At 73.1% G+C, this 23688-nt stretch carries 24 protein-coding genes; 15 read left to right on the top strand and 9 right to left on the bottom strand.

Translation table 11 applies throughout. The annotated features are described in order from the left end of the window. Nucleotides 1-159: 159 nt before the first annotated feature. Nucleotides 160-816: an aspartate/glutamate racemase family protein gene (locus AOM46_RS16525; RefSeq protein ID WP_062212063.1), complete on the top strand. Its 657-nt coding sequence runs from the start codon at nucleotides 160-162 to the stop codon at nucleotides 814-816. 15 nt (nucleotides 817-831) lie between these two features. On the opposite strand, the gene AOM46_RS16520 is transcribed toward AOM46_RS16525, so the two are convergent. After that, on the bottom strand, nucleotides 832-1269 hold the full coding sequence (locus AOM46_RS16520) for a hypothetical protein (RefSeq protein ID WP_158920446.1): 438 nt from the start codon (nucleotides 1267-1269) through the stop codon (nucleotides 832-834). Nucleotides 1270-1333: 64 nt separating this feature from the next. Then, nucleotides 1334-2563: an MFS transporter gene (locus AOM46_RS16515; RefSeq protein WP_062212057.1), complete on the bottom strand. Its 1230-nt coding sequence runs from the start codon at nucleotides 2561-2563 to the stop codon at nucleotides 1334-1336. A gap of 100 nt (nucleotides 2564-2663) precedes the next feature. Here AOM46_RS16515 and AOM46_RS16510 point away from each other — a divergent pair, with 100 nt between their 5' ends. Beyond that, nucleotides 2664-3749, top strand: coding sequence for a helix-turn-helix domain-containing protein (locus AOM46_RS16510; protein WP_062212054.1), 1086 nt, complete (start codon nucleotides 2664-2666; stop codon nucleotides 3747-3749). A gap of 45 nt (nucleotides 3750-3794) precedes the next feature. On the opposite strand, the gene AOM46_RS16505 is transcribed toward AOM46_RS16510, so the two are convergent. Next, nucleotides 3795-4151 (bottom strand): MerR family transcriptional regulator, encoded by a 357-nt coding sequence (locus AOM46_RS16505; protein ID WP_062212757.1) that lies wholly within the window; start codon nucleotides 4149-4151, stop codon nucleotides 3795-3797. A 172-nt stretch (nucleotides 4152-4323) separates the two neighbouring features. Between AOM46_RS16505 and AOM46_RS16500 the strand changes: the two genes are divergently transcribed. Continuing rightward, nucleotides 4324-5475 carry an alkene reductase gene (locus AOM46_RS16500; protein ID WP_062212051.1) on the top strand — a complete coding sequence of 384 codons (1152 nt, stop codon included), beginning with the start codon at nucleotides 4324-4326 and terminating at the stop codon, nucleotides 5473-5475. Here AOM46_RS16500 and AOM46_RS32020 read toward each other — a convergent pair. The 3 genes from AOM46_RS32020 to AOM46_RS16485 form a co-directional block, all read right to left on the bottom strand. Next, the gene (locus AOM46_RS32020; protein ID WP_062212048.1) at nucleotides 5385-7133 is read right to left on the bottom strand and encodes a YihY/virulence factor BrkB family protein; all 1749 of its coding nucleotides are present in this window, start codon (nucleotides 7131-7133) and stop codon (nucleotides 5385-5387) included. The two genes, AOM46_RS16500 and AOM46_RS32020, sit on opposite strands and share 91 nt — an antisense overlap. Beyond that, the gene (locus AOM46_RS33210) at nucleotides 7130-7414 is read right to left on the bottom strand and encodes a hypothetical protein (RefSeq protein ID WP_199823981.1); all 285 of its coding nucleotides are present in this window, start codon (nucleotides 7412-7414) and stop codon (nucleotides 7130-7132) included. The genes AOM46_RS32020 and AOM46_RS33210 overlap by 4 nt, the downstream gene beginning before the upstream one ends. Nucleotides 7415-7497: 83 nt before the next feature. After that, on the bottom strand, nucleotides 7498-8064 hold the full coding sequence (locus tag AOM46_RS16485; protein WP_062212043.1) for an Asp23/Gls24 family envelope stress response protein: 567 nt from the start codon (nucleotides 8062-8064) through the stop codon (nucleotides 7498-7500). A 319-nt stretch (nucleotides 8065-8383) separates the two neighbouring features. On the opposite strand from AOM46_RS16485, the gene AOM46_RS16480 reads away from it, so the two are divergent. The 5 genes from AOM46_RS16480 (at nucleotide 8384) to AOM46_RS16460 (ending at nucleotide 12881) form a co-directional block, all read left to right on the top strand. Further along, a complete protein-coding gene (locus tag AOM46_RS16480; protein ID WP_062212040.1) occupies nucleotides 8384-8932 on the top strand; it encodes an RNA polymerase sigma factor in 549 nt (182 codons plus the stop codon). Then, a complete protein-coding gene (locus AOM46_RS16475) occupies nucleotides 8923-9711 on the top strand; it encodes a hypothetical protein (protein ID WP_067226283.1) in 789 nt (262 codons plus the stop codon). Before AOM46_RS16480 ends, AOM46_RS16475 begins: the two co-directional genes overlap by 10 nt. Nucleotides 9712-9778: 67 nt before the next feature. After that, on the top strand, nucleotides 9779-10135 hold the full coding sequence (locus tag AOM46_RS33205) for a hypothetical protein (RefSeq protein WP_062212037.1): 357 nt from the start codon (nucleotides 9779-9781) through the stop codon (nucleotides 10133-10135). 398 nt (nucleotides 10136-10533) lie between these two features. Next, a complete protein-coding gene (locus AOM46_RS16465) occupies nucleotides 10534-11898 on the top strand; it encodes a Bcr/CflA family multidrug efflux MFS transporter (protein WP_078856878.1) in 1365 nt (454 codons plus the stop codon). Then, nucleotides 11895-12881, top strand: a complete 987-nt coding sequence (locus tag AOM46_RS16460) for a small ribosomal subunit Rsm22 family protein (protein ID WP_062212034.1) — start codon at nucleotides 11895-11897, stop codon at nucleotides 12879-12881. The genes AOM46_RS16465 and AOM46_RS16460 overlap by 4 nt, the downstream gene beginning before the upstream one ends. A gap of 147 nt (nucleotides 12882-13028) precedes the next feature. On the opposite strand, the gene ddaH is transcribed toward AOM46_RS16460, so the two are convergent. Beyond that, nucleotides 13029-13883, bottom strand: a complete 855-nt coding sequence (ddaH, locus tag AOM46_RS16455; protein ID WP_370592728.1) for a dimethylargininase — start codon at nucleotides 13881-13883, stop codon at nucleotides 13029-13031. Nucleotides 13884-14036: 153 nt separating this feature from the next. Here ddaH and AOM46_RS16450 point away from each other — a divergent pair, with 153 nt between their 5' ends. Next, the gene (locus tag AOM46_RS16450; protein WP_078856877.1) at nucleotides 14037-14732 is read left to right on the top strand and encodes a bifunctional DNA primase/polymerase; all 696 of its coding nucleotides are present in this window, start codon (nucleotides 14037-14039) and stop codon (nucleotides 14730-14732) included. Between the two features lie 131 nt (nucleotides 14733-14863). Here AOM46_RS16450 and AOM46_RS16445 read toward each other — a convergent pair whose 3' ends face one another. Beyond that, the gene (locus tag AOM46_RS16445) at nucleotides 14864-15952 is read right to left on the bottom strand and encodes a hypothetical protein (protein ID WP_062212025.1); all 1089 of its coding nucleotides are present in this window, start codon (nucleotides 15950-15952) and stop codon (nucleotides 14864-14866) included. A 127-nt stretch (nucleotides 15953-16079) separates the two neighbouring features. On the opposite strand from AOM46_RS16445, the gene AOM46_RS16440 reads away from it, so the two are divergent. After that, nucleotides 16080-16832 (top strand): CDP-alcohol phosphatidyltransferase family protein, encoded by a 753-nt coding sequence (locus tag AOM46_RS16440; RefSeq protein WP_062212017.1) that lies wholly within the window; start codon nucleotides 16080-16082, stop codon nucleotides 16830-16832. Here the strand turns inward: AOM46_RS16440 and AOM46_RS16435 are convergent. Beyond that, on the bottom strand, nucleotides 16748-17215 hold the full coding sequence (locus AOM46_RS16435) for an adenylyltransferase/cytidyltransferase family protein (RefSeq protein ID WP_062212014.1): 468 nt from the start codon (nucleotides 17213-17215) through the stop codon (nucleotides 16748-16750). The two genes, AOM46_RS16440 and AOM46_RS16435, sit on opposite strands and share 85 nt — an antisense overlap. Nucleotides 17216-17504: 289 nt before the next feature. Between AOM46_RS16435 and AOM46_RS16430 the strand changes: the two genes are divergently transcribed. From AOM46_RS16430 to AOM46_RS16410, 5 genes are all read left to right on the top strand, one after another. Then, nucleotides 17505-18800, top strand: coding sequence for a glycosyltransferase family 4 protein (locus AOM46_RS16430; RefSeq protein WP_234313808.1), 1296 nt, complete (start codon nucleotides 17505-17507; stop codon nucleotides 18798-18800). Further along, nucleotides 18797-20530: a lipopolysaccharide biosynthesis protein gene (locus AOM46_RS16425; protein WP_062212013.1), complete on the top strand. Its 1734-nt coding sequence runs from the start codon at nucleotides 18797-18799 to the stop codon at nucleotides 20528-20530. Before AOM46_RS16430 ends, AOM46_RS16425 begins: the two co-directional genes overlap by 4 nt. 99 nt (nucleotides 20531-20629) lie before the next feature. Beyond that, the gene (locus tag AOM46_RS16420) at nucleotides 20630-21904 is read left to right on the top strand and encodes a hypothetical protein (protein WP_234313807.1); all 1275 of its coding nucleotides are present in this window, start codon (nucleotides 20630-20632) and stop codon (nucleotides 21902-21904) included. 77 nt (nucleotides 21905-21981) lie between these two features. After that, nucleotides 21982-22947 carry an aminoglycoside phosphotransferase family protein gene (locus tag AOM46_RS16415; RefSeq protein WP_062212010.1) on the top strand — a complete coding sequence of 322 codons (966 nt, stop codon included), beginning with the start codon at nucleotides 21982-21984 and terminating at the stop codon, nucleotides 22945-22947. Nucleotides 22948-22957: 10 nt separating this feature from the next. Continuing rightward, the gene (locus AOM46_RS16410; protein WP_062212004.1) at nucleotides 22958-23665 is read left to right on the top strand and encodes an alpha/beta fold hydrolase; all 708 of its coding nucleotides are present in this window, start codon (nucleotides 22958-22960) and stop codon (nucleotides 23663-23665) included. Nucleotides 23666-23688: the final 23 nt, after the last annotated feature.

Below are 23688 nucleotides of genomic sequence, written 5' to 3'. Positions count from 1 at the left end.
ACAATCGCCCGCGCGCTCAGCCCGGTTGGGCGGCCGCGCTCCCACACCGCCCGCCGCGGGCGGTGACCGGCCCCCCAGCGAACCGGACTCCCAGCGAACCGGGCCCTCAGCGAACCGGGCCCTCAGCGAACCGGGCCGATCCATGCCTAAACTGCACACATGATCGGATTTCTGCATACCGCGGCGGTGCATCGGGCCTCGTTCCAGGGCCTGCTGGACGAACTGGCACCGGGAACGCCCGCCGAACATCTGATCACCGAACGACATCTGGAACGAGCCAGGGAACACGGCATCGACGAGGTGACCCACGCCGAGGTCCGCCGGGACCTGGACCAACTCGTCCAGCACGGCGCCCGGGTGATCGTCTGCACCTGCTCCACCATCGCCGGCCTCGCCGAGGAGTACGGCGCCCAGGCCGGCGGCCCGCTGCCCGTGCCGGTGCTCCGCGTGGACCGCCCGATGGCCGAGGCGGCGGTCCGCGCCGGCCGCCGGATCGCGATCATCGCGGCCACCGCCTCCACCATCGACCCCACCAGCCAACTCCTCGACGACTGCGCCCGGGCCGCCGACCGCGAGGTCGAACTGGTGCCGGCGCCCTGCCTCGGCGCCTGGGAACTGTTCACCGCCGGCGACACCGACGGCTACGCCCGCGAAGTCGCCGCCCACGCCCGCCGACTCGCGGCGGACGTCGACGTGGTGGTGCTGGCCCAGGCGTCCATGGCCCCGGCCCAGGACCTCCTGACCGATCTGAGCGTGCCCGTCCTCAGCAGCCCCAGGCTCGGCGTCCAGGGCGCGCTCCGACACCGCGCGGGCTGACCGCGCCGCGCGCCGTCAGTGGTGGTGGTAGTGCGTGCCGCCGGGGCCCGGCCCGTTGAGGTTCCATCCTTCGGTCCGCCACCGTCGACCCGGCGGCACGGGCGGCAGCCGCACGATCAACAGCACCACGGGGATGGCCAGCACCACCGACCAGCCGACCCGCTTCGTCCGCTGGGCGTCGCAGGCGGCGTTGACCTTTCCCTGTTCCTCGCCGCTGATCCGGCTCGACTGCCGGTCCCAGGCGTTGCCCAGCGAGCCCGACGGGCCGCCGAACAGCACAGAATCGCAACTGACCGACGGGGTGTCGGGGCCGGTGCTGTGCGGGCCGCTGGTCGGCCAGGTGTGGGCGGGCAGCGCGAGCAGCGATATCAGCGCCGCCACCCCCGCCGTGATCAGCGCCAGCCGCGTACGTCGAGGCCAGGGGGAATACTCTTCCTCGGCAGTTGACTCCATGGCCGACACCCTAGGTTCCGCCCCGACCCCGGCGCAGGGGGGTCAACGCGGCGCCGGCAGAGGGTCAACGCGGCGCCGGGGCCTCCGCCTTCGGCGTCGCCCGATCCCGTTCCGCCGCGACCGTGCCCGAGGCGAGCAGCGTCGCGCCGGCGAGGCCGCCCCACAGCGCCGCCGAACCGTGCGGCGCCAGCGCGGTGAACACCATCGGCGAGACCGCCAGCCCGAAACCCGTCGACAGCTCGAAACGGGCGAGCGTCCGCCCCAGCGCCCGCGCCGGGGCGAGGACCGTGACCAACGCGGTGGCGGTACCGGCATAGACGATCTCCCCGAGCGTGCACAGCACCGAAACCAGCGCGACGGCCGGCGGACCCCAGCCAGGACCCAACGAGGTCGCCGCGAGAAAACCCAGATAGGACACGGTGAGCACCACCCCGCCGAAGGCCAGCACGCTCCGCCGCGAGTAACGGGACAACGCCACGGTGACCGGAACCTGCAGGGCGACCACCAACACCGTGTTGGCCACGAAGATCGCCGCCGACCACATCGGTGACGCGTCCAACCGCGTCACCAGAACCAACGGCAGCGCGATCTCGGGCACCTGAAGACAGAAGGCGTAGATCACATTGGCCGCCAACAGCCCCCGCAGCCGCGGCGCCGGCCCCTCGTCCCCACCCTCGGCCGAGGGCGTGGCCGGCCGCACCCGCAGCCGGACCGACCAGGTCAGCACCGCCGCGACCAGACAGGCAACACCGGTGACGGCAGCCAGCACCCGCAGCGCCGTGCCACCACCCGCCAGACACACCATGGCGAGCAACGCGCCCACCCCCATGCCCGCGTTACGCAGCGCACGACCCCCGGCGAGCGCCGCGTCCCGTTCCCGGCCATGGGCGACCGTCGCCACCAGCGCCGCATGGGCCGCCGGCCACGCCTGGTTGCCGATGCCCAGCAGCAGCGCCGCCGCCGCGAACAGCCAGCTGTTGCCCGTCGGCGTGGCCAGCAGCACCACCACCCCCACCACCCGCACCAGCATCGACGCCGCCACCACCGCACTGCGCGCGCCCCGATCCAACCACCAGCCCACCGCCGGCACGCACAGCAGCCCCATCACGATGCCCGCCGTCATGGCGAAACCCGTGGCCGACGCCGGCAGATCAAGCACCAGCACGCCGTAGAGCAGCAGAAACGGCCGCAGCAGACCGGTACCGAGCGCATCGACGGCCAGGGCCACCGCATAGCGCGGCCCCCCGGAGGCCCGAACGAGGGCACGGAACGTGAACGTGGTGAGGAACGCCATGGCAACCACGGTGCGACCACCCCGCCGGACCGACGCCCTCGGTTGACGGACCCCGTCAACCGACCCGGAAGCCGACCGCCCGATCGGTGATGATGAGCGCGTGACGCTGAGGATCGACATCGGCGGCCTGCCGTCCGAACGACTACGGTTCGCCGCCTCCCCGCTGGCCGAACTGACCGCCATGCTGCACATGCTGGCCGAACCGGGCCACCACCCACGGCACGCCGGCCTGGCCGCGGACATCTGGGCCGAACTGCCGCCCGAACTGGCCGAAAGACTGAGGGAGGCGGAATTCCTCTGGCGCTCCTCCCAGGCCGACTTCCTGCTCCCCGCCCACCCCCGGCCGACCCTCGCCGAGGAACTGGACGACGTCGACCGGATCGACGACGAGACCTATGTGACCGCCGCGCTCGTCACCACCTGCGGCGGCGGCCGGGGCCACTTCACCGCACCCTCGCCGCTCACCGACGCGCCCACGCGAGAACGCGCCCTGGAACTCGCCCAGGCCCGGGGCCCACGCCAGGAAGCCTTCGCGGAACGGCTGCTCACCGACCCGACCGGCGTACGGGCGCGGGTGCGCGGGACCCTCGAACAGTGCGCCGTGGCCTTCTTCGACGCGGCCTGGGCGGACATCGCCCTGCGGCTCGCCACCGATCTGCGCCTCAAGAACGACCTGTTGCGGCGGCAGGGCCTCGGCCCCGCACTCGCCTCCGTCTCGGGCGCGATCACCCTGGCGCCCGACGGCGACCATATCGTCGTCGACAAGCTCCAGGACAAGGCGACCACCGCCCAGGGCTCCGGGGTCACCTTTGTCCCCAGCGTCTTCGGCCGCCCCCATCTGGTGGTGGTCCACGCCCCCGGATGGCAGCCCGTGGTGCAGTACCCCGTGGCGGAACCGGACCCGTCCCCACCGGTACCGCTGGACACCGTCACCCTCCGGCTGGACGCCCTCGCCCACCCGTTGCGGCTGCGACTGCTGCGCACCCTCGCCCGTGGCCCGCACACCACCGGCGAACTGGCCCACGCCTGGGAACTCACACCCCCCGAGGTGTCCCGCCATCTCGCCGTCCTGCGCCGATCGGGACTGCTCACGACCCGACGGGACGGGCGTTATGTCCGCTACACCCTCAACGTCCCCGATCTGACGGCGCTGGGCACCGACCTGCTGGCCGCCATCCTGCGCTGACCGACCGGCGTCCCGTTCAGCAACCGGCCGTCTGCCAACCGGCCGTTACTCCGCGCCGGTCGCCGCCTCGATCACCTGGTCAAGAACCTCCCGACTGGTCTCCAACTCGGCGATCAGCCGGTCGAGTCGGGCCCGGTGCTCGGTCAGGTCCGACATCAGCAGCGGCGTAGCCCGGCCGGACGGACCCCCGTCCTCGTCCCTGAGGCAGGGCAGCACCTGCTCGATCTTCGAACTGCACATCCCGGCGGCGAACAGCTCCTGGATGCGGATGACCCGATGCACCGCGCGCTCCGGATAGCGCCGATGCCCACCGGGGGAACGTTCGGCCGTCAACAGACCCTGCTGTTCGTAGTAGCGCAGCGAGCGCTCGCTCACCCCGGTATGACGCGCCAACGCCCCGATGGTGAGCCGGGGTTCGACGCGCTCCCCGCCGTCGGGCGGGACCTCGTCGACCGTGGTCTTGTCGGCCGTGGTCTTGTCGGGTGTGGCCTCGTCGGGTGTGGTCCTGCCTGGTGTGGCCGGCGGCGGGGTTGGGGTTGAATCTGACACCGGTGTCACCTCCTACCGTTCCGGCATGACCAACACCACGCTTTTCACCCCGTATTCCCTTGGCCCGCTGACCCTCCCGAACCGGCTGGTCATGGCCCCGATGACCCGCTACCGGGGAACGGAGGACGGCGAGCCGACCCCGATCGTCGCCACCTACTACCGGCAGCGCGCCAGCGCCGGACTGATCATCACCGAGGGGCTCTGGCCCAGCGTCCGTGGACAGAGCGGATGGCGCATCCCCGGCCTGGAGACCCCGGCCCACGCCGCCGCCTGGCGCCGCGTCACCGACGAGGTGCACGCGGCCGGCGGCCGGATCTTCGCCCAACTGATGCACGGCGGACGGCTCGGCCACCCAGGGGGACGGATCGACGGCTCACCACCGGCCGGCCCCTCCGCCGTCGCCGCGCCGGAACGTGTCACCCTGCGCGGCGGCGAACGGGAACTCGCGCCGGTGCCACGGGAGATGACGGAGGACGATCTCGACATCGCGGTCGCCGACTATGTCAACTCGGCCCGACTCGCCGTCGGCCCCGCCGGATTCGACGGGATCGAACTCCACGGCGCCAACAGCTATCTGCTGCACCAGTTCCTCGCCGACAACACCAATCTGCGCACCGGGGCCTATGGCGGCTCCCCGAAGAACCGGACGCGGTTCCCGCTGCGGGTGGTCCGCGCGGTGGCGGACGCGGTGGGCGGCGACCGCGTCGCGCTGCGCATCTCGCCGGGAAACCCGCAGTTCGGAATGGTGGAGGCCGACCCGGCGCCGGTCTACCGGCTGCTGGTCGACGAACTGCGGGAGATCGGCCTCGCCTATCTGCATCTGACCGACAACGACCGCTATCCGGCCCTCGACGACCTGGGCCCGCGCTGGTCCGGCACGCTGATCGCCAACGTGGGGGAGAACGGGCCGGCCACCACCAGGGAACAGGGCGACCGGCTGCTGGCCGCCGGCCGGGCCGACCTGGTCTCCTACGGGCGCGCGTTCCTGGCCAACCCGGACCTGCCGGCCCGCTTCGCCGCCGGTGCCGAACTGAACGCGATCGACACCGAGCGGCTTTACACCCGGGGGGCCGAGGGCTACACCGACTACCCCTCGTTGACGGATGCGGGCGCGGGCGCGGGTGCGGAGGCCGGTGCCGGGATCGACGCCGACCGGGAGGCGACGCCGGCCGGTTGAGGCGAGGACCCGGCCGTGGGCCCGGTGGCCGGCGGGGTCACAGGCGGGGGAGGGACGGAAGGGCGGGGCGGCGCCGGGGGGTGTAACGGCAGCGGCGGGAACGCCGGCGGGGGCGGGAAGCGTATCGCCCCGTCGCCGCCACCGGGCCCGGCCTCCCCGGCCCCGGCTCCGGCCCCACCGGAGGCCGACGGCGGCGCCTGCCCCTGGGACGGGTTGCCATCCGCCGGGCTGCCGCTGGCCGGGCTGCCGTTGGCCGGCGGCGCCTTGGGTACGAAACGGTTTCGTTCCGGTCCATCTGGCTCGGTGTCGTTGGCCGGGGGCGGCGTTCCGGGTACGAAACCGTTTCGTTCCGGTTCGTCCGAGGGCGGACTGCCCATCTCCGACGCTCCGCCGGCCTCCGGCAACTGCGATACGAAACCGTTTCGTTCGGCTTCCCCGTTCGGGGGCTGGCCCACCGCCGGCGGCCCGGTCGGTACGAAACCGTTTCGTTCCGGTTCGCTCGGTTCGGTGCCGCTGGTCGGGGGCGCCGCCTCGGATACGAAACCGTTTCGTTTCGCTCCTTCCGGCGACGGCGACGGCGACGGCGACGGCGACGGTGACGGTGATGGCGACGGTGGCCCGCCCGGCGCCTCCGACGGCTCCCCCGCCTCCGACGCGCCGCCCGCCGCTTCCAGGGAAGCGGCGGAACGCGGTCGCCGGGTCACCTTGGCCAGTTCCGCGTTGAACTGGGCGCCCGAGAGCAGCGCCAGGTTCGACACCCAGAGCCAGACCAGGAAGACCACGATGCCGGCCAGCGAGCCATAGAGCCGGTTGTAGGTGGTGACCTGCGAGGCGTAGAGCGCGAAGCCAGCCGAGGCAACCAGCCACAGGAACACCGCCAGCGCGCCGCCGGGCAGTCCCCGGTACGGCGGTCTGGCCCGGTCGGGGCCGGTGAGGAAGAGCATCAGCACCAGGGTCGCCACCAGGACCACCAGCAGTGGCCATTTGAGGACCGTCCACGCCGTGGTGCCGCCCTCGCCCATGCCCAGTATCCGGCCGATGGCCCGGACCGCGCCGCTGGTCAGGATCAGTGCGGCCGCGCTGGCCACCAGCAGGCCCAGCAGCCCGAGGGCGGTCAGCGTGGTGCGCGGGATCGCCCGCAGCGGGGGGCGCCGGTCGGCGACGCCGTGCATCGCGTGCAGGACCCGGCGGAAGATGCTCAGATAGTTGTACGCCGCGAGCACCGCGCTGGCCGCGCCGATCACCGTCAACAGCCAGACGCCCGAACCCGGTTCGGCCACATCGGTCAGGGCGTTGTAGACGTCCTCCCGAGAGTTGGCCGGAACCAGCGCGCTGACATGTCCGATCAGTTCGGGTCCTGCCGCTGGATGAGCGAAGTTGAGCAGTGAGAGCGCGACAAAGAGCGTGGGAAAGATCGCCAGCACCGAGTAGTAGGTGAGAGCGGCCGCCCAGTGGTCGATATCGTCCCGCCAGAGCGAGACCGGGGTGCGGCGGAGCGCCAGCCACCAACGGCGGCTCCCGCCCCGCGCGCCGTCCCGGTCGTGCGGATCGGCGTCCGGCCGGTCACGCGGATCGGCGTCCGCCCGGTCACGCGGATCGGCGCCGTCCCGGTCGTGCGGATCGGCGTCCGGCCGGTCCGGGGTGCGTGCCTCGGTCACCTGCCGGCCGCCTGGACCATCTGGACCAGCCAGATCGCGAGCCCGGCGGACACCACGATCAGCGCGGGGAGGCGGCGTTGCGACCAGTGGTCCTGGTGCGGTCCGCCGCTGCCGTCGGCGGAGCGGTGCGCCGCGTCGCCGCCGGGACAAACGCCGTGACCACCACCGCCGTGACCACCACCGCCATGACCGCCGCCGCCATGATCACCGTGACCCGGGGCGCCACGCCCCCCGCCCGGCCCGGCACGCCCGCCCAGGCCGCCGTCGCCGTGCCCGCTCAAGCGGCCACCGTGCTCATCCCAGCTGTGCATCCTTGCCCCTTACCGGTCCGCACCACTCCGCATCGGTTCCCACAGGCCCGTTGTCACTGCACCCGAGGCTCGTCGTCGTGAAGGTCGTCGTCCGGCAGTCGGACATCAACGATCGCGATGTTGACTTCGATCACCTCAAGGCCGGTCATGCGTTCAACGGCCACGATCACGTTCTCTCGCACCTCGCGGGCGAGATCGGCGATCGGCACGCCGTACTCCACCATGACATCGAGGTCGATGGCGGTCTGCCGTTGGCCGACCTCCACCTTGACACCACGGCTGACCTGGGCCCGGCCGCCCGGAACCCGGTCGCGGACGGCGCCCAGGGTGCGCGAGAGGGTGCCGCCGAGGGCGTGCACGCCGGGCACCTCGCGGGCCGCCATTCCGGCGATCTTCTCCACGACCCCGCCGGCGATCGAGGTGCGGCCCCGCGTCTCGGCCGGCTCCTGCGCACCGGACGAGCCCTCGCTGACGGTGGTCTCGCTCTCGCGCCCGGCGCCCTGTTGGGGGAGACGGCCCGCCTCGCTCTGCGCCTCCCCGCTCTTTCCCGCCCCGCTCTTCCCTCCAGGCCGATCCTCCGTGCGGTCGGTGGCGCTGTGGGAGGCTGTCTTGGTTGCCATGGCCTGCCTTTCGTTGCGTTGGCCCGCGACCAGGCGCGGTCGCGCTGACACCTGGTAGGACACCGGAGTACCGGAAACGTCACGCATGATCCGGAATCCCGTTGTCTTTCGGCCAAGGAGTCTGGCCAAGGAGCCTGGCCAAGGGGCTTTGGTCAGGCGCTGTGGACATGGTGCGCCCCGGGAGGCGATGGGTAAAGCCGGGACGGGAAGAGGTCCGGCGGCGTCAGGCAGCATGGAGGACGAGCAATGACCACCGAAGACGACTGAACAGACGACTGGGAGACGGTAAGGGTCATCGTGGACCACAAAGGAGCCATGGGTGACGGTTGAGGCCGATGACGCACTGTTGGCGGTGCGCGCCGGTGAGGGCGACGAGGCCGCGTTCGAGGTGTTGGTGCGGCGGCATGGGCCGCCGTTGCTGCGGCTGGCCGGGCAGTTGTTGGGCGGCCAGGAGGAGGCCGAGGACGCCGTGCAGGACGCGCTGGTCAGCGCGTGGCGGCGGCTGCCCGAGTTCCGTGGGGACGCGGCGTTCCGCAGTTGGATGTATCGGATCGTCACCAACCGCTGTCTCAATCTGTTGCGTTCCCGTCGGCCGGTCGCCCCGCTGGAGGCCGTTCCCGAGCCGGCCGCACCGGCCGCGCAGGCATCCCCGGAACGCACGGTGGAGAACCTCGCGGCTGTGCGGGCGCTGCGTGAGGCGCTGAGCGGGCTGTCGCCCGAGCAGCGTGCCTGTTGGGTGCTGCGGGAGTTCCACGGGCTGTCCTATGACGAGATAGCCGATGCGGTCGGCATCACTCGACAAGCCGTCCGGGGCCGGCTCTTCAGAGCCAGGCGCTACCTGATGGAGGCGATGGAAGCATGGCGCTAGACGGAGACGGCGCCTGGGACGAGGAGGACGGCGACCCGCCGCGACGCCGCCGCGACGGCGAGGACGGCCAGGACGGCCAACACGGCCAGGGCCGCCGCGACAGCCAGAACGGCCGCGACGGCCGGGAGGCGGCGCTGCATGAGGCCGGTCTCTGGCCGGATGCCGTGCCCGCCGATGACGAGGAACTGTTGGCCTGCGGGCGGTCCCTGATCGAGCTGTGGGAGGCATGGGACGAGGGCCGCGCCGCCCGGGACCCGCATGTGGTGGGCTGCCCCTACTGCGGCGCCGCGCTGGCCGAACTGCGCGCCCTGGGCGAGTTGGTGGCGCGGAGCCGCGCGGTGGAGGAACGGACGCCGGAGCCGCCGGGGCTGGCGTCGCGGGTGACCGCCCGGGTGATGGAGATCGTCCGCCTCGAACTGCGCCCGGGCCGGACGTTGCCGCTGGGCGAGCCCAACGAGGACGCCTGGATCGTGGAGGCGGCGGTCTCCCGGGTGTTCCGTTCCGCCGTCGAGGAGTTGGACGGGGTGCGGGCCGGGAGCTGTCGGATCGCCCCGATCAGCCGGACGCCGGTGGGCGACGGGCCGCCGCGTGGGCCGGTCGCGGTGCGGATCGAGGTGGTGGCCTCGCTGGCCTGGTCGGTGCCCGCGTTGGCCGAGGCGATCCGCCGCCGACTGGGCGTGGCGGCGGACGAGGAACTTGGCCTGGATGTGCGCACCATCGATGTTCATGTGCTGGATCTCACGGACGAACCGCCGCGTGGCGACAGGAGGTTGCGGTGACCCGCAACGGGTGGACAGAACGGCCGGGGCGCGTGCGCGCGCCGGGCACCGCTCGGGAGGTGACGTGATGAGCCGTGGCGAGACGGAGGCTCGGCTGCGGGAGGTGGTGGTGGCGGCGGTGCGGCGGGTGCCGGGGGTGGCGTTCCCGGCGTCGGGCATCGGCGGGTTGCTGCGCGGCGGGCGGCGACCGGTGGGCGAGGGTTCATCAGGCAGGGGTCCGTCGGGCAGGGGTTCGTCGGGCGGGGTGCGGGTCAGCGCGCTGCCGGGCGGTGGTTTCGCGATCAGGGTGGCGATCGCGGTGCACGGCGGCCATCGGGCGCTGGAGGTGACCCGCGCGGTGCGGCGCGCGGTGACGGCCGCGGTGGGGGACGAGTTCCCCGGCGGCCCGCTGGGCGTCACCGTCACGGTGACCAGCGTCGGTTGAGCCCTTCCATGGTCGGGGTCCGCGGTCACCGGGGCATCTCTCCTGACCGCTTTCGGCGGGGACGTCCGGCCGATGGCCGAGGTCCGAACGCACGCGGCTGGGGCGGCCACCACCGGTGAACGTGCCCGTTCGATAAACCGATCGGGCGTCGAATGAGACACGTATCACGCCACCCCGTTCGCGGCGGCGGCGGGCGTCGCGGGGGCGTCCGCCGCCGGCGCGCGGTTCCGGAGCGAACGCCGGCGCGGGCCGCTGGCCAGCGGGAACGGTGGACGGGACGCATGCCGCCGCCGTTCCGGAAGGGCCCTGAGCGGCGGTCATCGGACGGGCTAAACCCAGAGGCGCGGGGAGCGGGTCATGGGATGATTGGATCGTCCTAACGATTCCCGGAGAGGTGCATGACTCAGCTCGGCCAGCCCCCAACGGCCGTACCAGGTTCCGACGTTCGCCCGCCCAACGCATCCGAGATATCCACCGGAATCACCCCCGGGGTATCCACCGCCGCTCTCACCACCCCGCCCGCGCCCGCCGCTCAACTCTCCCGGCGCCGGCGAGCCGGACTGCTGATCGTTCTCATCCTCGGCAGCCTCTCCGCCCTCCCTCCGCTCTCCATCGACATGTACCTGCCGGCGCTCCCCGAGGTCGGCAACGCGCTGGGCACCGGCGCGGCCACCGTGCAACTCACGCTCACCGCCTGCCTGCTGGGCCTCGGGCTCGGGCAGTTGGTGGTCGGCCCGATGAGTGACCAGCTCGGCCGCCGCTGGCCGCTGATCGGCGGCATGAGCTGCTATGTCATCGCGTCCCTGGCCTGCGCCTTCGCGCCCAACGTCGAATCGTTGACGGCGTTCAGGTTTCTCCAGGGACTGGCCGGCTCGGCCGGTGTGGTGATCGCGCGCGCCGTGGTCCGCGACCTCTACTCGGGTGTCGCGATGGCCAGGTTCTTCTCCACCCTGATGCTGGTCTCCGGGGTGGCGCCCATCCTCGCGCCGGTCTTCGGCGGCCAGCTGATGCGGGTGACCGACTGGCGCGGGATCTTCCTCGTGCTCTCCGGCACCGGCCTGGTGCTGATCCTGGTGGTGCTCCGCTGGCTGCCCGAGACGCTGCCGCCCGAGCGGCGTCACAGCGGTGGCGTGCCGGCCGCGCTGCGCGCCATGGGCGGGCTCTTCAGGGACCGCGTCTTCATCGGCCATCTGCTGGTCGGCAGCCTGGTCTTCGCCGCGCTGTTCGCCTATGTGGCGGCCTCGCCCTTCGTGGTGCAGGAGATCTACGGTGCCTCGCCGCAGACCTACAGCATGCTCTTCATGGCCAACTCCATCTCGCTGGTGCTGATGAGCCAGGTCAACGGCAAGATCCTGGTCGGCCGGGTGCCCGTGCACCGCATCATGTCCACCGGGCTCGTCCTGGTCCTCCTCTCCGCGATCGCGCTGCTCGTCATGACCACCGGGCTGTTCGGCGAGGCGAGTCTGGTAGCGATCTCCATCGGCCTGTTCTGCCTGATGGGCGCGATGCCGCTGGTGCTGCCCAACGCCAACTCCGAGGGACTGGACCGCACTCCGCACGCGGCCGGCGCCGCCTCGGCGCTGCTCGGCGCCTCGCAGTTCTTCATCGGCGCCATCGCCTCCCCGCTGGTGGGCATCGCCGGCGAGGAGACGGCCGTTCCGATGGCCGTGGTGCAGGTCACCTCCGTGCTGCTGGCCATCGGCTGCTACCTGGCGCTCTGCCGGCCGAGGCGTTCCCCCGTCGGGCCTACACTTCCCGGGTGACCAGCACGTCCGACCAGTTGCGCGCCGCTCTCGACGGTCTGCTCGACGGCCTGCCGCCCAGCCGGGCGGCGGGCGCCGTCGAGCGGCTGATGGCCGGCTACCGAGGCACGACCCCCGGTCCCGCCCCCGTGCTCAGGGACCGCGCCGACGCGGCGGCCTACGCCGCCTACCGGATGCCGGCCACCTTCGAAGCGGTCTCGGCCGCCCTGGCCGAGCTGGCCGCCCGGCTGCCCGACTGGGCGCCGAGCGATCAGCTCGACCTCGGCGGCGGCACCGGGTCGGCGGTCTGGGCCGGCGCCGGCGTCTGGCCGGGGGAGCGGCCCGTCCAGGTCCTGGACCGGGCCGGGCCCGCGCTCGACCTCGGCCGCGAACTGGCCGGCGCGGCCGGCTCGCCGCCGCCGGTGCGCGGCGCCGACTGGCGACAGCACCGGATCGGCGAGGCCCTGCCCACCGCCGAGTTGATCACCGTCTCCTATGTGCTGGGCGAACTGCCCGCGGCGGAACGCACGGCCACGGTCGACGCGGTGGCCGCCGCCGGCCGCGCGGTGGTGCTCGTCGAGCCGGGCACCCCGGACGGGTATCTGCGCATCAGGGCCGCCAGGGACCAGCTGCTCGCCGCCGGCCTCACCGTGCTGGCGCCCTGTCCGCACGGCGCGACCTGTCCGATCGCCGTCGGCGACGACTGGTGCCATTTCGCCGCCCGGGTCAGCCGCTCGGCGCTCCACCGGCGCGTCAAGGGCGGGCAACTGCCCTACGAGGACGAGAAGTTCAGCTATGTCGCGGCGTTCAGGGATCCGCCGCCCCCGGCTTCGCCCGCCCCCCGGGTGGTGCGTCGCCCGCGCCTGCGCAAGGGGCAGGTCCTGCTGGACCTCTGCCGCCCGGACGGCGCCCTGACCGACGAGGTGATCACCAAACGGCGCGGACCGGCGGTCTACCGTCAGGCCCGCGACACCGCCTGGGGCGGCTCCTTCCCCGAGGCGTAGGGCCGGGCGCCGCCGTCCCGCCCGTGGCGGGGGTGCGGACGAGCCCGGCGAACACCGCCCGTCCGCACCCCGGCACGCCGTCAACGTGCCGTAGAACGTTGCGTCAATGTGCCGTCAACGTGTCGTCAGCATGACGTCAACGTTCCGTCAACGCAGCTCGGCCGTACAGCATTTGACGCTGCCGCCGCCCTTCAACAGCTCGCTGAGGTCGATCGGGATGGGCTCGTACCCCCGGGCGCGCAGAGGTTCGAGGAGGGACTGCGCGGCCTGGGGCAGCACCACATGGTGGCCGTCCGAGACCGCGTTGAGGCCCAGTGCCAGGGCGTCCGCCTCCTCGGCGAGGATCGCGTCGGGGAAGAGCCGCGCCAGCACCGCGCGGCTGCCGGCGGAGAACGCCCCCGGGTAGTACATGACGGCGTCGTCCCTTCGGTCGTCCAGCACGCACAGCGCCGTGTCGAGGTGGTAGAACCTCGGGTCGACCAGATCGAGCCCGATGACCGGGCGGCCGAAGTACTCCTGGGCCTCCTGCTGCGCCAGCGGGCTGCTGCGGAAGCCGTGCCCGGCCAGCAACCAGCTGGCCGTCACCGTGAAGTCGCCCTCTCCCTCGTTGGTGTGTTGAGCGCGTTGAAACTCTCCGTCGCCCCGGGCGCGATGCCAGTCCTCATGCACCCTGGCCTCGCCGAACCGCTCGGGGTGGGCGAATCGCGCGCCCAACACCCGGCCGTCCAGCACCAGCGCGCCGTTGGCGGCGAAGACCAGGTCCGGCAGTTCGGGGCGCGGCTCCAGCTCCGCCACCGAGTGGCCGAGCGAACGATAGAGGTCGCGCAGATCGCTCCACTGGGCCATGGCCAGTCGGGAATCGACCGGCTTGGTCAGATCCATCCATGGATTGATCGAATACGTGACACGGAAGTGCTCCGGCGGGCACATCAGATAGCGACGAGCTGTATACACCGAGGCTCCTTGAGGGTGTAAGGGGCGGTGCGCGGATGCGGTGTGCACAGTGTGCCCAGTCCCGGGGCGCGATCACCAGCGTTCCCCCGATTACCCATCCAGGGATGTGACAGGGCAGGATGAGCGCCAACCCGGTGGAATAAGACCGGGCCCCCGAGCGCTGGTGTGCATACGGGACGGAAGTGAGGCGGTAGGCACCTGATGACACGCGAGAGCAGATTTCCCCGCTGGATGCGTCGTGGTGGACGAGGTGCCGGCGATGGGGCCGCTGCCGCGCTGGCCCGTGAGGAGTCGCTGCTCGCCGTCGCCGAGGCGGGACTGCCGGTCGCCCCGGCCGCGCATCCGGAGGGGTTCGGCTGTTCCTGTGCCCGGATCGGCTGTCCGACGCCGGCGCGCCACCCCGTCTCGCTCACCTGGAACAACGAGGCGACCACCGACCGTGAACAGGTGCTGCGCTGGCTGCGGTCCGCCCCCGAGGCGAACTTCGTCACCGCGACCGGGCGGGTCCACGACGTGTTGGACGTACCGGTCCCCGCCGGTCAGGCCGCGCTGGAACGTTTGGCCGCCGAGGGCGTGGAGGTCGGGCCCGTGGCCGTGGCCGACCCCGATCGGATGCTCTTCTTCACCGCCACCCGGGGCACCCCGGACGACGAGGACGAGTGGTGGCCCTGCGAGCTGGACTGCCACCCCGAGACGATGGACGAGCACCCGGGGCTCCGCTGGCACTGTCGCGGCAGCTATGTGCTGCTGCCGCCCTCCCGGTTGAGCGAGGACGGCGCGGACGGCGTGCGCTGGCTGCGCGGCCCGGAGTATCCGCTGCCCGACCCGCTGGCCCTGCTGGAGACCCTCACCGACGCCTGCGCCAACCACCGCGAACCCGCCTGGCCCGCCGGCTGACCGACGCCCCGCACGGGACGGCCCCGGGCCCCGCACGGGACGAGGGCGGCGCCCCGGGGAGCACCACCCTCGTTCCTCCTGAAGCCGGCGTGAAGCCGGCGGATCCGGTGGCGGACCGGCCGGTTGTCCGGCTACTCGCCCAGCGCGTTGAAGACGCCCATATGCCGGGCCCGCAGGTCCACCGGGTCCTCGCCCGCGGGAACGTAGGCCGTGAAGTTGGCGTACCGCTGGAGCGTGACCGCGCGGTCGGCCGTGCCCTGCATCAGCGGCTTGACCATATCGTCCACCACCGGCGTCTCCCCCTCGGCCCAGGTCCGCTTCTCGTCCATCCGCATGGCGAACAGCACCAGCGCGCCGCCGTCCTCGGTGCGCACCGCGACCGTGGGGTACTCGTCCTCGGATGTCGTGGTGTCCGCGTAGTCGGTGTTCGACGCCACGCTCGCGTTGGCCTCCTCCCGGGCCGTCACCACGTCCGTGGTGTAACGGCCGCCGAGGAAGGGGCCGTTGGCGGTGTTCAGATAGTCCACGTAGGCGTCGCCCAGCTCGATGGGCGTCACGGAGAGCCCCGTCGACTCGCTGGCCACCTGGATGTCCTCCAGATAGCCGTCGTTGTCCGTCGCGAACTCCGGGATGGCGGACGGTTCGAGCGCCGACACATAGCGCACGTTCCAGGGCTCGTCGACGCTGTGCCGGGTGAAGGTGAGCAGCCAGTGGATCCCGCTGTCCACGATCTCGGTGTCCACGATGAAGAACTTGGGCCAGCCCGACTGCTGCGGGATGTGGTAGCGCGGATTCGCGTACTCGAACGGGACGAACGCGTCCTCGTCCTCCTCCTCGGGCGCCTCGGCGCCCTCCTCGGACTCCGTGCCCTCTTCGCCTTCTTCGCCCTCTTCCGGCTCCTCGCCCTCGGCGGTCTCCTCCTCGGCGGCCGACTCCTCCTCTTCCTGCCTGAGGGCCCCCTGGGCGATCAGCACGGCGCCGTTGATGTCGTCGAGCGCGCCGGTTTCCACCGTGGCGTTCAGCTCGGCGTCATAGGTCCTTCTGGCCTCGTTGCGGACCTCGAAGTAGTGCTCCAGGGCTTGTTCGGCCTCCGTCTCGGTGGCCGCCGGCACCACGGCTGTCTCGCCGCGCACCGTCATGCAGCCCGACAGGGACGTGACCGTCGCCAGGGCCACCAACAGCCCCGTCGTGGTCGTCGTCAGTCGTGCGCGCAGCCGCATTCTGGGCCCTCCCCGTCGTTTTTCGCTCCGGCCCACGCATCGTATCCGTGTGACGGGTCCGGCGGAGCAGCGGATGCGGGGGCGCGGCCCGTGGAAAGCCGGGGGGCGCCGTGGAAGGATGCCACCCATGGTGGGGACGGGGCGGACAGAGGGTTACCGGGCGGCGCTGGCGCGGTTGCGCGAGGCGCAGAAATCCGCCAAGGGGGTGTCGCTCTACTCCCGTTACGTCAACCGGCCGGTCGGCCGGCGGCTGGCGGCGGCGGCCTATCGGCTCGGCCTCACGCCCAACCAGGTCACCCTGCTCAGCGCGTTGAGCAGCGGCGCCGCGCTGGCCGCCGTGGCGCTGTGCGCGCCGTCCTGGACGCTTGGCGTCGCCGTCTGGGCGGGGCTCTTCCTGGGCTTCGCGCTGGACTCGGCCGACGGCCAACTGGCCAGGCTGCGGGGGGTGTCCAGCCCGGCCGGCGAATGGCTCGACCATGTGGTGGACTGCGCCAAGATCACCGCGCTGCACGGCGTGGTGCTGATCTCGTTCCACCGGTTCTTCGAACTCCCGGGCGACGGCTGGCTGTTGCTGCCGCTCGGGTTCCAACTGGCGGCCGTGGTGATCTTCTTCGGCGGTCTGCTGACCGACCAGCTCAAGCGCCGCGCCCCGCGCCCGGACGGGCCGCAGGCGCCGGTCTCCCGGGTGCGTGCGGTGGCGCTGCTGCCGGTCGACTACGGGGCGCTCTGCCTGCTGTTCCTGCTGCTCGGCGACGAACGGGCGTTCCGCCTCGGGTATGCCGCGTTCGCCCTGGCCTACGGCCTGTTCTGCGCGGCGTTCTCGGTGAAGTGGTTCCGCGAGCTGTCGGCGCTCAGCGCGTCCAGCGCGCCGCGCAGCTGAGTGCTGGAGGTGTGCACGGTGTAGGGGAAGTAGACGACGCGGACCCCGACCTCGGCGAAGTCGCGTTCCAACTTCTCGCCCTTGGCGGTGCCGCGCCAGTCGTCGCCCTTGAACAGCACGTCGAACCGGACCTGTTGCCAGGTGTCCAGCTTGTCGGGCACGGTCTCCACGAACGCCGCGTCCACATAGCGGATGCTGCGCACGATCTCCAGCCGCTCCACCAGCGGGATCACCGGCGGCCTGCCCTTGGCCAGCCGCGCCATCTCGTCGGAGACCACGCCGGCGACCAGGTAGTCGCAGTGGCCGCGCGCATGGCGAAGGATGTTGAGATGCCCCACATGGAAGAGGTCGTAGACCCCCGGTGCATAGCCAACGGTCTGCATACGCCCGAACCCCCCATGGCCGGTCGTGAAGCGGAACTCGCCTGTCGTTCCCCGTACTTGTGCCACTCGCCCTGTCCGTCCCCCGCCCCGCAGCCTAACCCGGACGGTCGGCCGGCCGGACCGGAATGGCGATACCCGCCGGCGATGGTCCAGGATGGCGGGCAACGCGGCCCGCGCGTCCGGGTCCTGACGCACAGTAGTGTTCTCCCTTGAGGCGCGGATAGGCTGGGCGCCACCGCTGCCGGGGGAGTTCTCCGCTGCCAGGGGAGGGCCCAGAGGGAGGACAGTCGTGCGCAATCCGCCGGGCTCTGGCGGCGAACGTCTGCTGCTGGTATCCACCAACTACGCGCCCGAGCAGGCCGGGATCGGGCCCTACGCCACCCAGCTCGCCGAGCACTGGGCGCACGAGCGGGGCGCCGAGGTCCATGTGCTCGCCGGCCTCCCGCACTATCCGGCCTGGCGCACCGACCCGGACTACCGGGGCCGTTGGCGGCTGGTCGACGATCACGCCGGGGTGCTGGTGCACCGCCGAAGACACTATGTGCCGGCGCGGCAGAGCGCGTTGCGGCGGGCCGCCTACGAGGGCACCATCCTGGGCCACGGGCTGCTGGCCCCGCCCCGGATCGCCCGCCCCGACGCCGTCGTCGCCCAGGTGCCCAGCCTCGCCGGCGGGTTGCTCGCCGCCCGCCTCGCCCGCCGCTACGGCGTCCCGTTCCTGCCCGTGGTGCAGGATCTGATGGGCGCGGCCGCCGCGCAGAGCGGTATCAGCGGCGGCGGGCGGGTGGCCGCCCTCGCCTCCTCCGTCGAGCGGCGGATGCTGGCCGGCGCCACCCTGGTCGGCGTGATCCACGAGAGCTTCCGCGAGCGGGTGCGCGCCCTCGGCGTGCCGGCGCACCGCATCCGGCTCACCCCCAACTGGTCGCATGTGCGCCCCCCTTCGCGCCCGCGCGCGGAGACCAGGGCGGCCCTCGGCTGGCCCGAGGGGCGGACGGTGCTGCTGCACTCCGGCAACATGGGCCTCAAACAGGGCCTCGACGTGCTGATCGAGGCCGCCGGGCTGGCGCCCGAACTGCTGGTGGTGCTGATGGGCGACGGCAGCGTCCGCGACCATCTCGAACGGTTGGCCGCGCCGCTGCCCAATGTGCGGCTGCTGGATCCGGCGCCGGCCGACGAGTTCCCCGAGATCCTGGCCGCCGCCGACGCGCTGCTGGTCACCCAGCGGGCCAGCGTCCTCGACATGAGCGTGCCGTCCAAGCTGACCTCCTACTTCGTGGCCGCCCGCCCCGTGATCGCCTCCGTGGCCGGCAACGGCGGCACCGCCCAGGAGCTGCGCAGATCGGCCGCCGGACGGCTGGTCCCACCCGAGGACCCCGCTCGACTGGTGGCCGCCGCACGGGAGTTGGCCGCCGATCCGGTGGCGGCCGACGCGCTGGGCGCGCGCGGCGCGGCCTATGCCGCCGGCCATCTCTCCCGCGCCGCCGGCCTGGGCCGGCTCTCCGCGCTGCTGGACGAGGCGCTGGCCGTCGGGGCGGCCGGCGTGGGCGCCGCGCGCCGGGCCGCGCCGCCGAAGGGAGCGCCGGCGTGAGCGCCGTCGGCGGCCAGGAGCCGCGTGCCGGCGCCCCGCACCAGCCGCACGACGAGCCCGATCTGCTGCGCGACCAGTTCCGCCAACTGCTGCGCTACCGCACGCTGATCATCTGCGGCATCCTCATCGGCCTGGCCGGCGGCGCCTGGCTCGGGCTGGCCGCCAACGAGAGCTACGTCGCCACCAGCGAGGTCACCGTCCGCACCCCGACGGCCGACCCGTTCGCCGCCGCCGCCATGGACCGGGTCGCCATGGGCTCCGAACGCCGCACCGCCGTCAGCGATATCGTCGCCGAGCGCGCCGCCCTGGCGTTGAACACCTCGGAGAGCCTGGGCCGGCTCAAACGCGGCCTCCAGGTCACCAACCCGCCCAACACCGAGGTGCTGCGCTTCGCCTACACCGCGAGCGACCCCGAGGTCGCCGCCCAGCGCGCCAACGCCTTTGTCGCCGCCTACCTCGCCAACCGGCAGGCCGACGCCGAGGACACCATCGCGCGCAACGTCGCCTCCCTCGAAGGCCAGCGGGAGCCCCTGCTGGAACGCCGCGACCAGCTCCAGGCCGAGTTGGAGACCCTGGTCGAGGGCGGCTCCGCCTACGATCTGGCCGTCGCCGACCTCTCCCAGGTGGTCGGCCGGATCTCCGAACTCAACTCCGACATCTCCGCCGCCCGCGCCCTGGACACCAGCGGCGGCCGGGTCATCACCGAGGCCACCCCGCCGGGCAGCCCGGCCGGCCCGGGGCTGCCGCTGCTGCTCGGCCTCGGCTATGTCGTCGGCATCGGCCTCGGCCTGCTCGCCGCCTGGGTGCGGCTGGTCTTCGACCCCACCGTCCGCTCCGCGGGCGATGTCACCCGCGCGCTGCGCGCCCCCGTCCTCGGCGTCCTGCCGCGCGCCGGGCGCGGCGACCCCGAACAGCTCCTCGCCGAGGGCCGCCTCGCCGAGGAGTACCGCTCCATCGCCTTCCGCCTCGCCTACGACGAGACGTTCGCCGGCCGCCGCCGGCTGCTGGTGCTGGCCCCGCGCGGCGGCATCGAGACGCCGCTCGCCGCCGCCGTCAACATCACAGCGGCCTTCGCCGAGATGGGCATGGACGCGCTGCTGGTCGAGGCCGATCTGCGCACCCCGACGCTGATCAACCAGCTCCGGCACGCCGACGGAGTCCGTCCCGGCTGGGCCCGCACCCCCGCGCGGCTGGACGGCGGCGGCTGGCCCGCCGGGCTGCGCGTCCCCATCGACGCCGGCGAGTCCGGCATCTTCGACCTGGTCCCCGGGCGGCGGGTGCGCAACGTGCCGCGCGCCCTGACCTCGCGCGCCGCCACCGATCTCATCAAGCACGCCGACGCCAAGGGCTCGGTCGTCGTGGTGCTCGCCCCGCCCGTCCTCTCCTACGCCGACGCCATCGCGCTCACCGACCGCGTCGACGGCGTGCTGGTCGTCTGCGACCCCAGCGAGGTGCGCCGCGAGGATCTGGCCCGGGTCCGTGAACTGGTCGTCGGCGCCGGCGGGTTGCTGCTCGGCGCGGTGCTCCACTCGTGGGGCAACGGCTCGGAGAACCCGCGCGGCCAGGCCGCCTCCCCCGATCTGCCGCCCCCCGCCCCCCAGCCGAGGTCCGGGGGCCCCACCGGCTCCCCCCGGGCCACCGGGCCCGACCACCATCGCGACCCCAACTCGGAGACCATGGGCCTGCGTGTCCTCGACCCCGCCGACCTGGAGGACGGCTCCTCCCGGTAGCGAGCCGCCCGCCGCGCCGCCGTCCCCTCCGCCGGCCGGGGCGGCGCGGCCATGCGGTGCCCGGAGAACACACCAGAAAGTGCCAAGAGAAAACAGACAGTGACCAGAGAAACCGGCGCGACCACCCCTTCGTCCGCGACCCCGCCCCCCGGACCCCCGAGAACCCCGAGAACGTCCTTCGCCTCCCTGGCGGCCGTGGCCGACCAGGGCGTCTCCGCGCTCACCAACATCGTCGTGGTGATCTTTGTCGCCCGCCAGTCGACGGCCGACGACTTCGCCTCCTTCGCCGTCGTCTACACCGTCATCGCGCTGCTGCTGGGCGCCACCGGCGCCTATGTCGGACAGCCGTTGGTGCTCCGCAAGGGCGCCGACTTCACCCTGCACCGGCACTGCCGCGAGGCCGCCGCCTTCACCCTCGTCGGCGCGGCCGCGCTCGGCGCCCCGCTCGCCCTGATCACCTTCGCCCTGCCGGGCGAGACGGCGGCCGGCTTCACCTCCGTCGCCCTGGTGCTGCCCGTCGTCCTCACCCAGGACGCGCTCCGTTACGCCTGCTCCCTGCTGTTGCTGCCGCAGCTCGCGCTCGCCGGCGACCTGCTGCGGCTGGCCGTCGTGGTGCCGGTCCTGGCCGCCCAGCCCTATGGCACCAGCCCGGGTCAACTCGTGCTGCTCTGGGGCCTGTCGGCGCTGCCGGCGCTGCTGCTGTGCGGCGGGGTGCTCGCCTGGCGCACCCGGGGCGTGCGGGGCGTGCGCCCCACCCGGCTGCTCGGCCACCGCCATCTGGGCCGCCGCTTCGTCATCGAGTTCGGCGTCGGCAACGCCGGCTCCCAACTGGCCATCGTCGGCCTCGGGTTGCTGGCCAACCCCCTCGCGGTCGGCGCGTTGCGCGGGGCCAGCACGCTCTTCGGACCGCTCAACGTGCTGCTCAACTCGGTCACCGCGTTCGGCCCGCCGCTGCTCAACCGCAAGCCGGGCGCGCACCGGCAGGCCCGCGCCGCGCTGGCCACCGGCGGGGTCCTGGCCGCCGTCGCCGTCTGCTGGGCGCTGCTGCTCACCGTGCTGCCGGCCGGCGTCGGTCGTGAACTCCTCGGCGACACCTGGGACTCCGTCTCCGGACTCCTCACCGCCACCGGCAGCCAGTACGCGTTCATAGCGCTGGGCACCTGTGCCCTGCTCCTGCTGCGGGTCCTCACCCCGCGCGCCACCCTGCCCATCCAGCTGATCTTCTCCGCGGTCTCGGTGCTCGCCCTGCTCATCGGCTATGCCGTCGGCGGCATCCTGGGCGCCGCCTGGGGCCTGGCCATCGGCTCGGCGGCCAAGGCCACCGCCTCCTGGCTGCGCGCGGCACTGGAACTGCGCACCGTGGTCAGGGCCTGATCCGCCCACCGGGGCACGTCCGCCGGCGGTCTGCGCGGCCGGGGGTGCGAGGCTGGGGGTGAACGGAGGTGGCCGCCATGCCTTCCCGAGAGCCCGACGCGACGCCGGACATCGAGGTCCCCGCTTCGCTGGTCGCCGCCCACGGCACCTACTTCGGGGACGCGGGCCTGGCCTGGCTGGCCGGGCTGCCGGCGCTGGCCCGCCGCTGCCTGCACCGCTGGGAGCTGCGGCTCGAAGGACCGGTCGGCAGCGGCGCGGTCGCGCTGGTGCTGCCGGTGCGGCGGCACGACGGAACGCCCGCCGTGCTCAAGCTCCAACCGGTCGACGAGGAGACCGTGGGCGAGCCGGGCGCCCTGCGGGTCTGGGACGGCGCGGGCGCGGTGCGGCTGCTCGCGCACGACCAGGACTCCGGCTCGATGCTGCTGGAACGACTCGACGCCGGCCGCTCGTTGGGCGGTGTCGCCGATGTGGACGCCGCCCTCACCGCCCTCGCCGAGCTGCTGCTGCGGCTCAACGCGCGTCCGGCGCCGGCCGGCACCCGGCGGCTCGCCGATATCGCGGCCGATCTGCTCGACCGGGCCGCGCGCGTCGGCCCGTCCGCGCTGATCGCGCGCTGTGCCGGGGCGTTGGCCGAGGTGGCGGCGGACGGCGCCGGCGACCGGCTGCTCCACTGGGACCTGCACTACGACAATGTGCTCGCGCCCCTTCCGGACGGTGACCACCGGGCTCCCTGGCTGGCCATCGACCCCAAACCGCTCGCCGGCGACCCGGCGTTCGAACTGCTGCCGGCCCTCCACAACCGCTGGGACGAGGCGCTGGCGGGCGGCGATGTCGACCGGGCGGTGCTGCGGCGGTTCGACCTGATGACCGAGGTGCTGGGGCTCGACCGGCCACGGGCCGTCGCCTGGACCCTGGCCCGCGTGCTGGAGAACCTGCTCTGGTCGGCGGAACGCGGCGAACGCGGCGCGCACGACGCCCCCGACGCCCGGGTCGCCGAGGTGCTGCTGAGGCATCGGGCCGGCATTGTCAGACCCCTGTCGTAGGGTCCGGCACATGAACAACTTCGTACTGGTGGCCGGCGCCTGGCTGGGCGCCTGGGCCTGGGACGACGTGGCGGCCGAGCTGCGGGCCGCCGGGCAGGAAGCGCATCCGTTGACGCTGCCGGGTCTCGCCGAGCGGCGCGCCGAGCCGGCCGGCCAGCAGGCGCATGTGCGGGCCGTCGTCGACGAGATCGAGCGCCGCGATCTGCGGAACGTCGTGCTCGTCGGCCACAGTTACTCGGGCGTCCCGGTGGGCCAGGCCGCCCGGCGGATCGGCGACCGGCTGTCCCGTGTCGTCTTTGTGGACGCCGATGTGCCGGTCGACGGCGTGCCGTTCGCCGACCCCGCCCGCGGCTTCGCCGCCGCCGTGCTCGACGCCGTCGCCGACAACGACGGCTGGTGGCCCCCGCCACCGCCGGAGGAGTTCGCCGGCCAGGGCCTCGGCGACGAGCGGATCTCCCGTCTCCTGGCCGGCGCCACCCCGCACCCGGGCGCCAGCCTCACCGAGCCGGCCGTCCTGGACGGCCCGTTGGCCGAGCTGCCCGCCAGCTATGCCAAATGCCTGCTCGACGGCGAGGAGCCACCTCCGGAGGTCGCCAGGCTGGTCGCCGACCGGCGCTGGCGGCTGGTCCGGATGGACACGGGCCACTGGCCGATGTTCTCCCGGCCACGCGAGTTGGCCCGCGTCCTGCTCGACGAGGCGGCCGTCGGCCGTGGCTAGGTGTTCTGGCCACGGCCGGCCCG

It is taken from the genome of Streptomyces sp. NBRC 109706, from assembly GCF_000974485.1.
Taxonomy (GTDB): Bacteria; Actinomycetota; Actinomycetes; order Streptomycetales; family Streptomycetaceae; genus Streptomyces.
Note: the sequence above shows the minus strand (reverse complement) of the source record. Positions and strands in the feature narration are given on the sequence as shown.

Excerpts from the sequence above, each read along its gene's own strand:
- AOM46_RS16525 (WP_062212063.1), top strand. The coding sequence starts at position 160 with ATGATCGGATTTCTGCATACCGCGGCGGTGCATCGGGCCTCGTTCCAG.
- AOM46_RS16520 (WP_158920446.1), bottom strand. The coding sequence starts at position 1,269 with ATGGAGTCAACTGCCGAGGAAGAGTATTCCCCCTGGCCTCGACGTACG.
- AOM46_RS16515 (WP_062212057.1), bottom strand. The coding sequence starts at position 2,563 with ATGGCGTTCCTCACCACGTTCACGTTCCGTGCCCTCGTTCGGGCCTCC.
- AOM46_RS16500 (WP_062212051.1), top strand. The coding sequence starts at position 4,324 with ATGACCAACACCACGCTTTTCACCCCGTATTCCCTTGGCCCGCTGACC.
- AOM46_RS16485 (WP_062212043.1), bottom strand. The coding sequence starts at position 8,064 with ATGGCAACCAAGACAGCCTCCCACAGCGCCACCGACCGCACGGAGGAT.
- AOM46_RS16475 (WP_067226283.1), top strand. The coding sequence starts at position 8,923 with ATGGCGCTAGACGGAGACGGCGCCTGGGACGAGGAGGACGGCGACCCG.
- AOM46_RS33205 (WP_062212037.1), top strand. The coding sequence starts at position 9,779 with ATGAGCCGTGGCGAGACGGAGGCTCGGCTGCGGGAGGTGGTGGTGGCG.
- AOM46_RS16465 (WP_078856878.1), top strand. The coding sequence starts at position 10,534 with ATGACTCAGCTCGGCCAGCCCCCAACGGCCGTACCAGGTTCCGACGTT.
- AOM46_RS16450 (WP_078856877.1), top strand. The coding sequence starts at position 14,037 with ATGACACGCGAGAGCAGATTTCCCCGCTGGATGCGTCGTGGTGGACGA.
- AOM46_RS16445 (WP_062212025.1), bottom strand. The coding sequence starts at position 15,952 with ATGCGGCTGCGCGCACGACTGACGACGACCACGACGGGGCTGTTGGTG.
- AOM46_RS16440 (WP_062212017.1), top strand. The coding sequence starts at position 16,080 with ATGGTGGGGACGGGGCGGACAGAGGGTTACCGGGCGGCGCTGGCGCGG.
- AOM46_RS16435 (WP_062212014.1), bottom strand. The coding sequence starts at position 17,215 with ATGCAGACCGTTGGCTATGCACCGGGGGTCTACGACCTCTTCCATGTG.
- AOM46_RS16415 (WP_062212010.1), top strand. The coding sequence starts at position 21,982 with ATGCCTTCCCGAGAGCCCGACGCGACGCCGGACATCGAGGTCCCCGCT.
- AOM46_RS16410 (WP_062212004.1), top strand. The coding sequence starts at position 22,958 with ATGAACAACTTCGTACTGGTGGCCGGCGCCTGGCTGGGCGCCTGGGCC.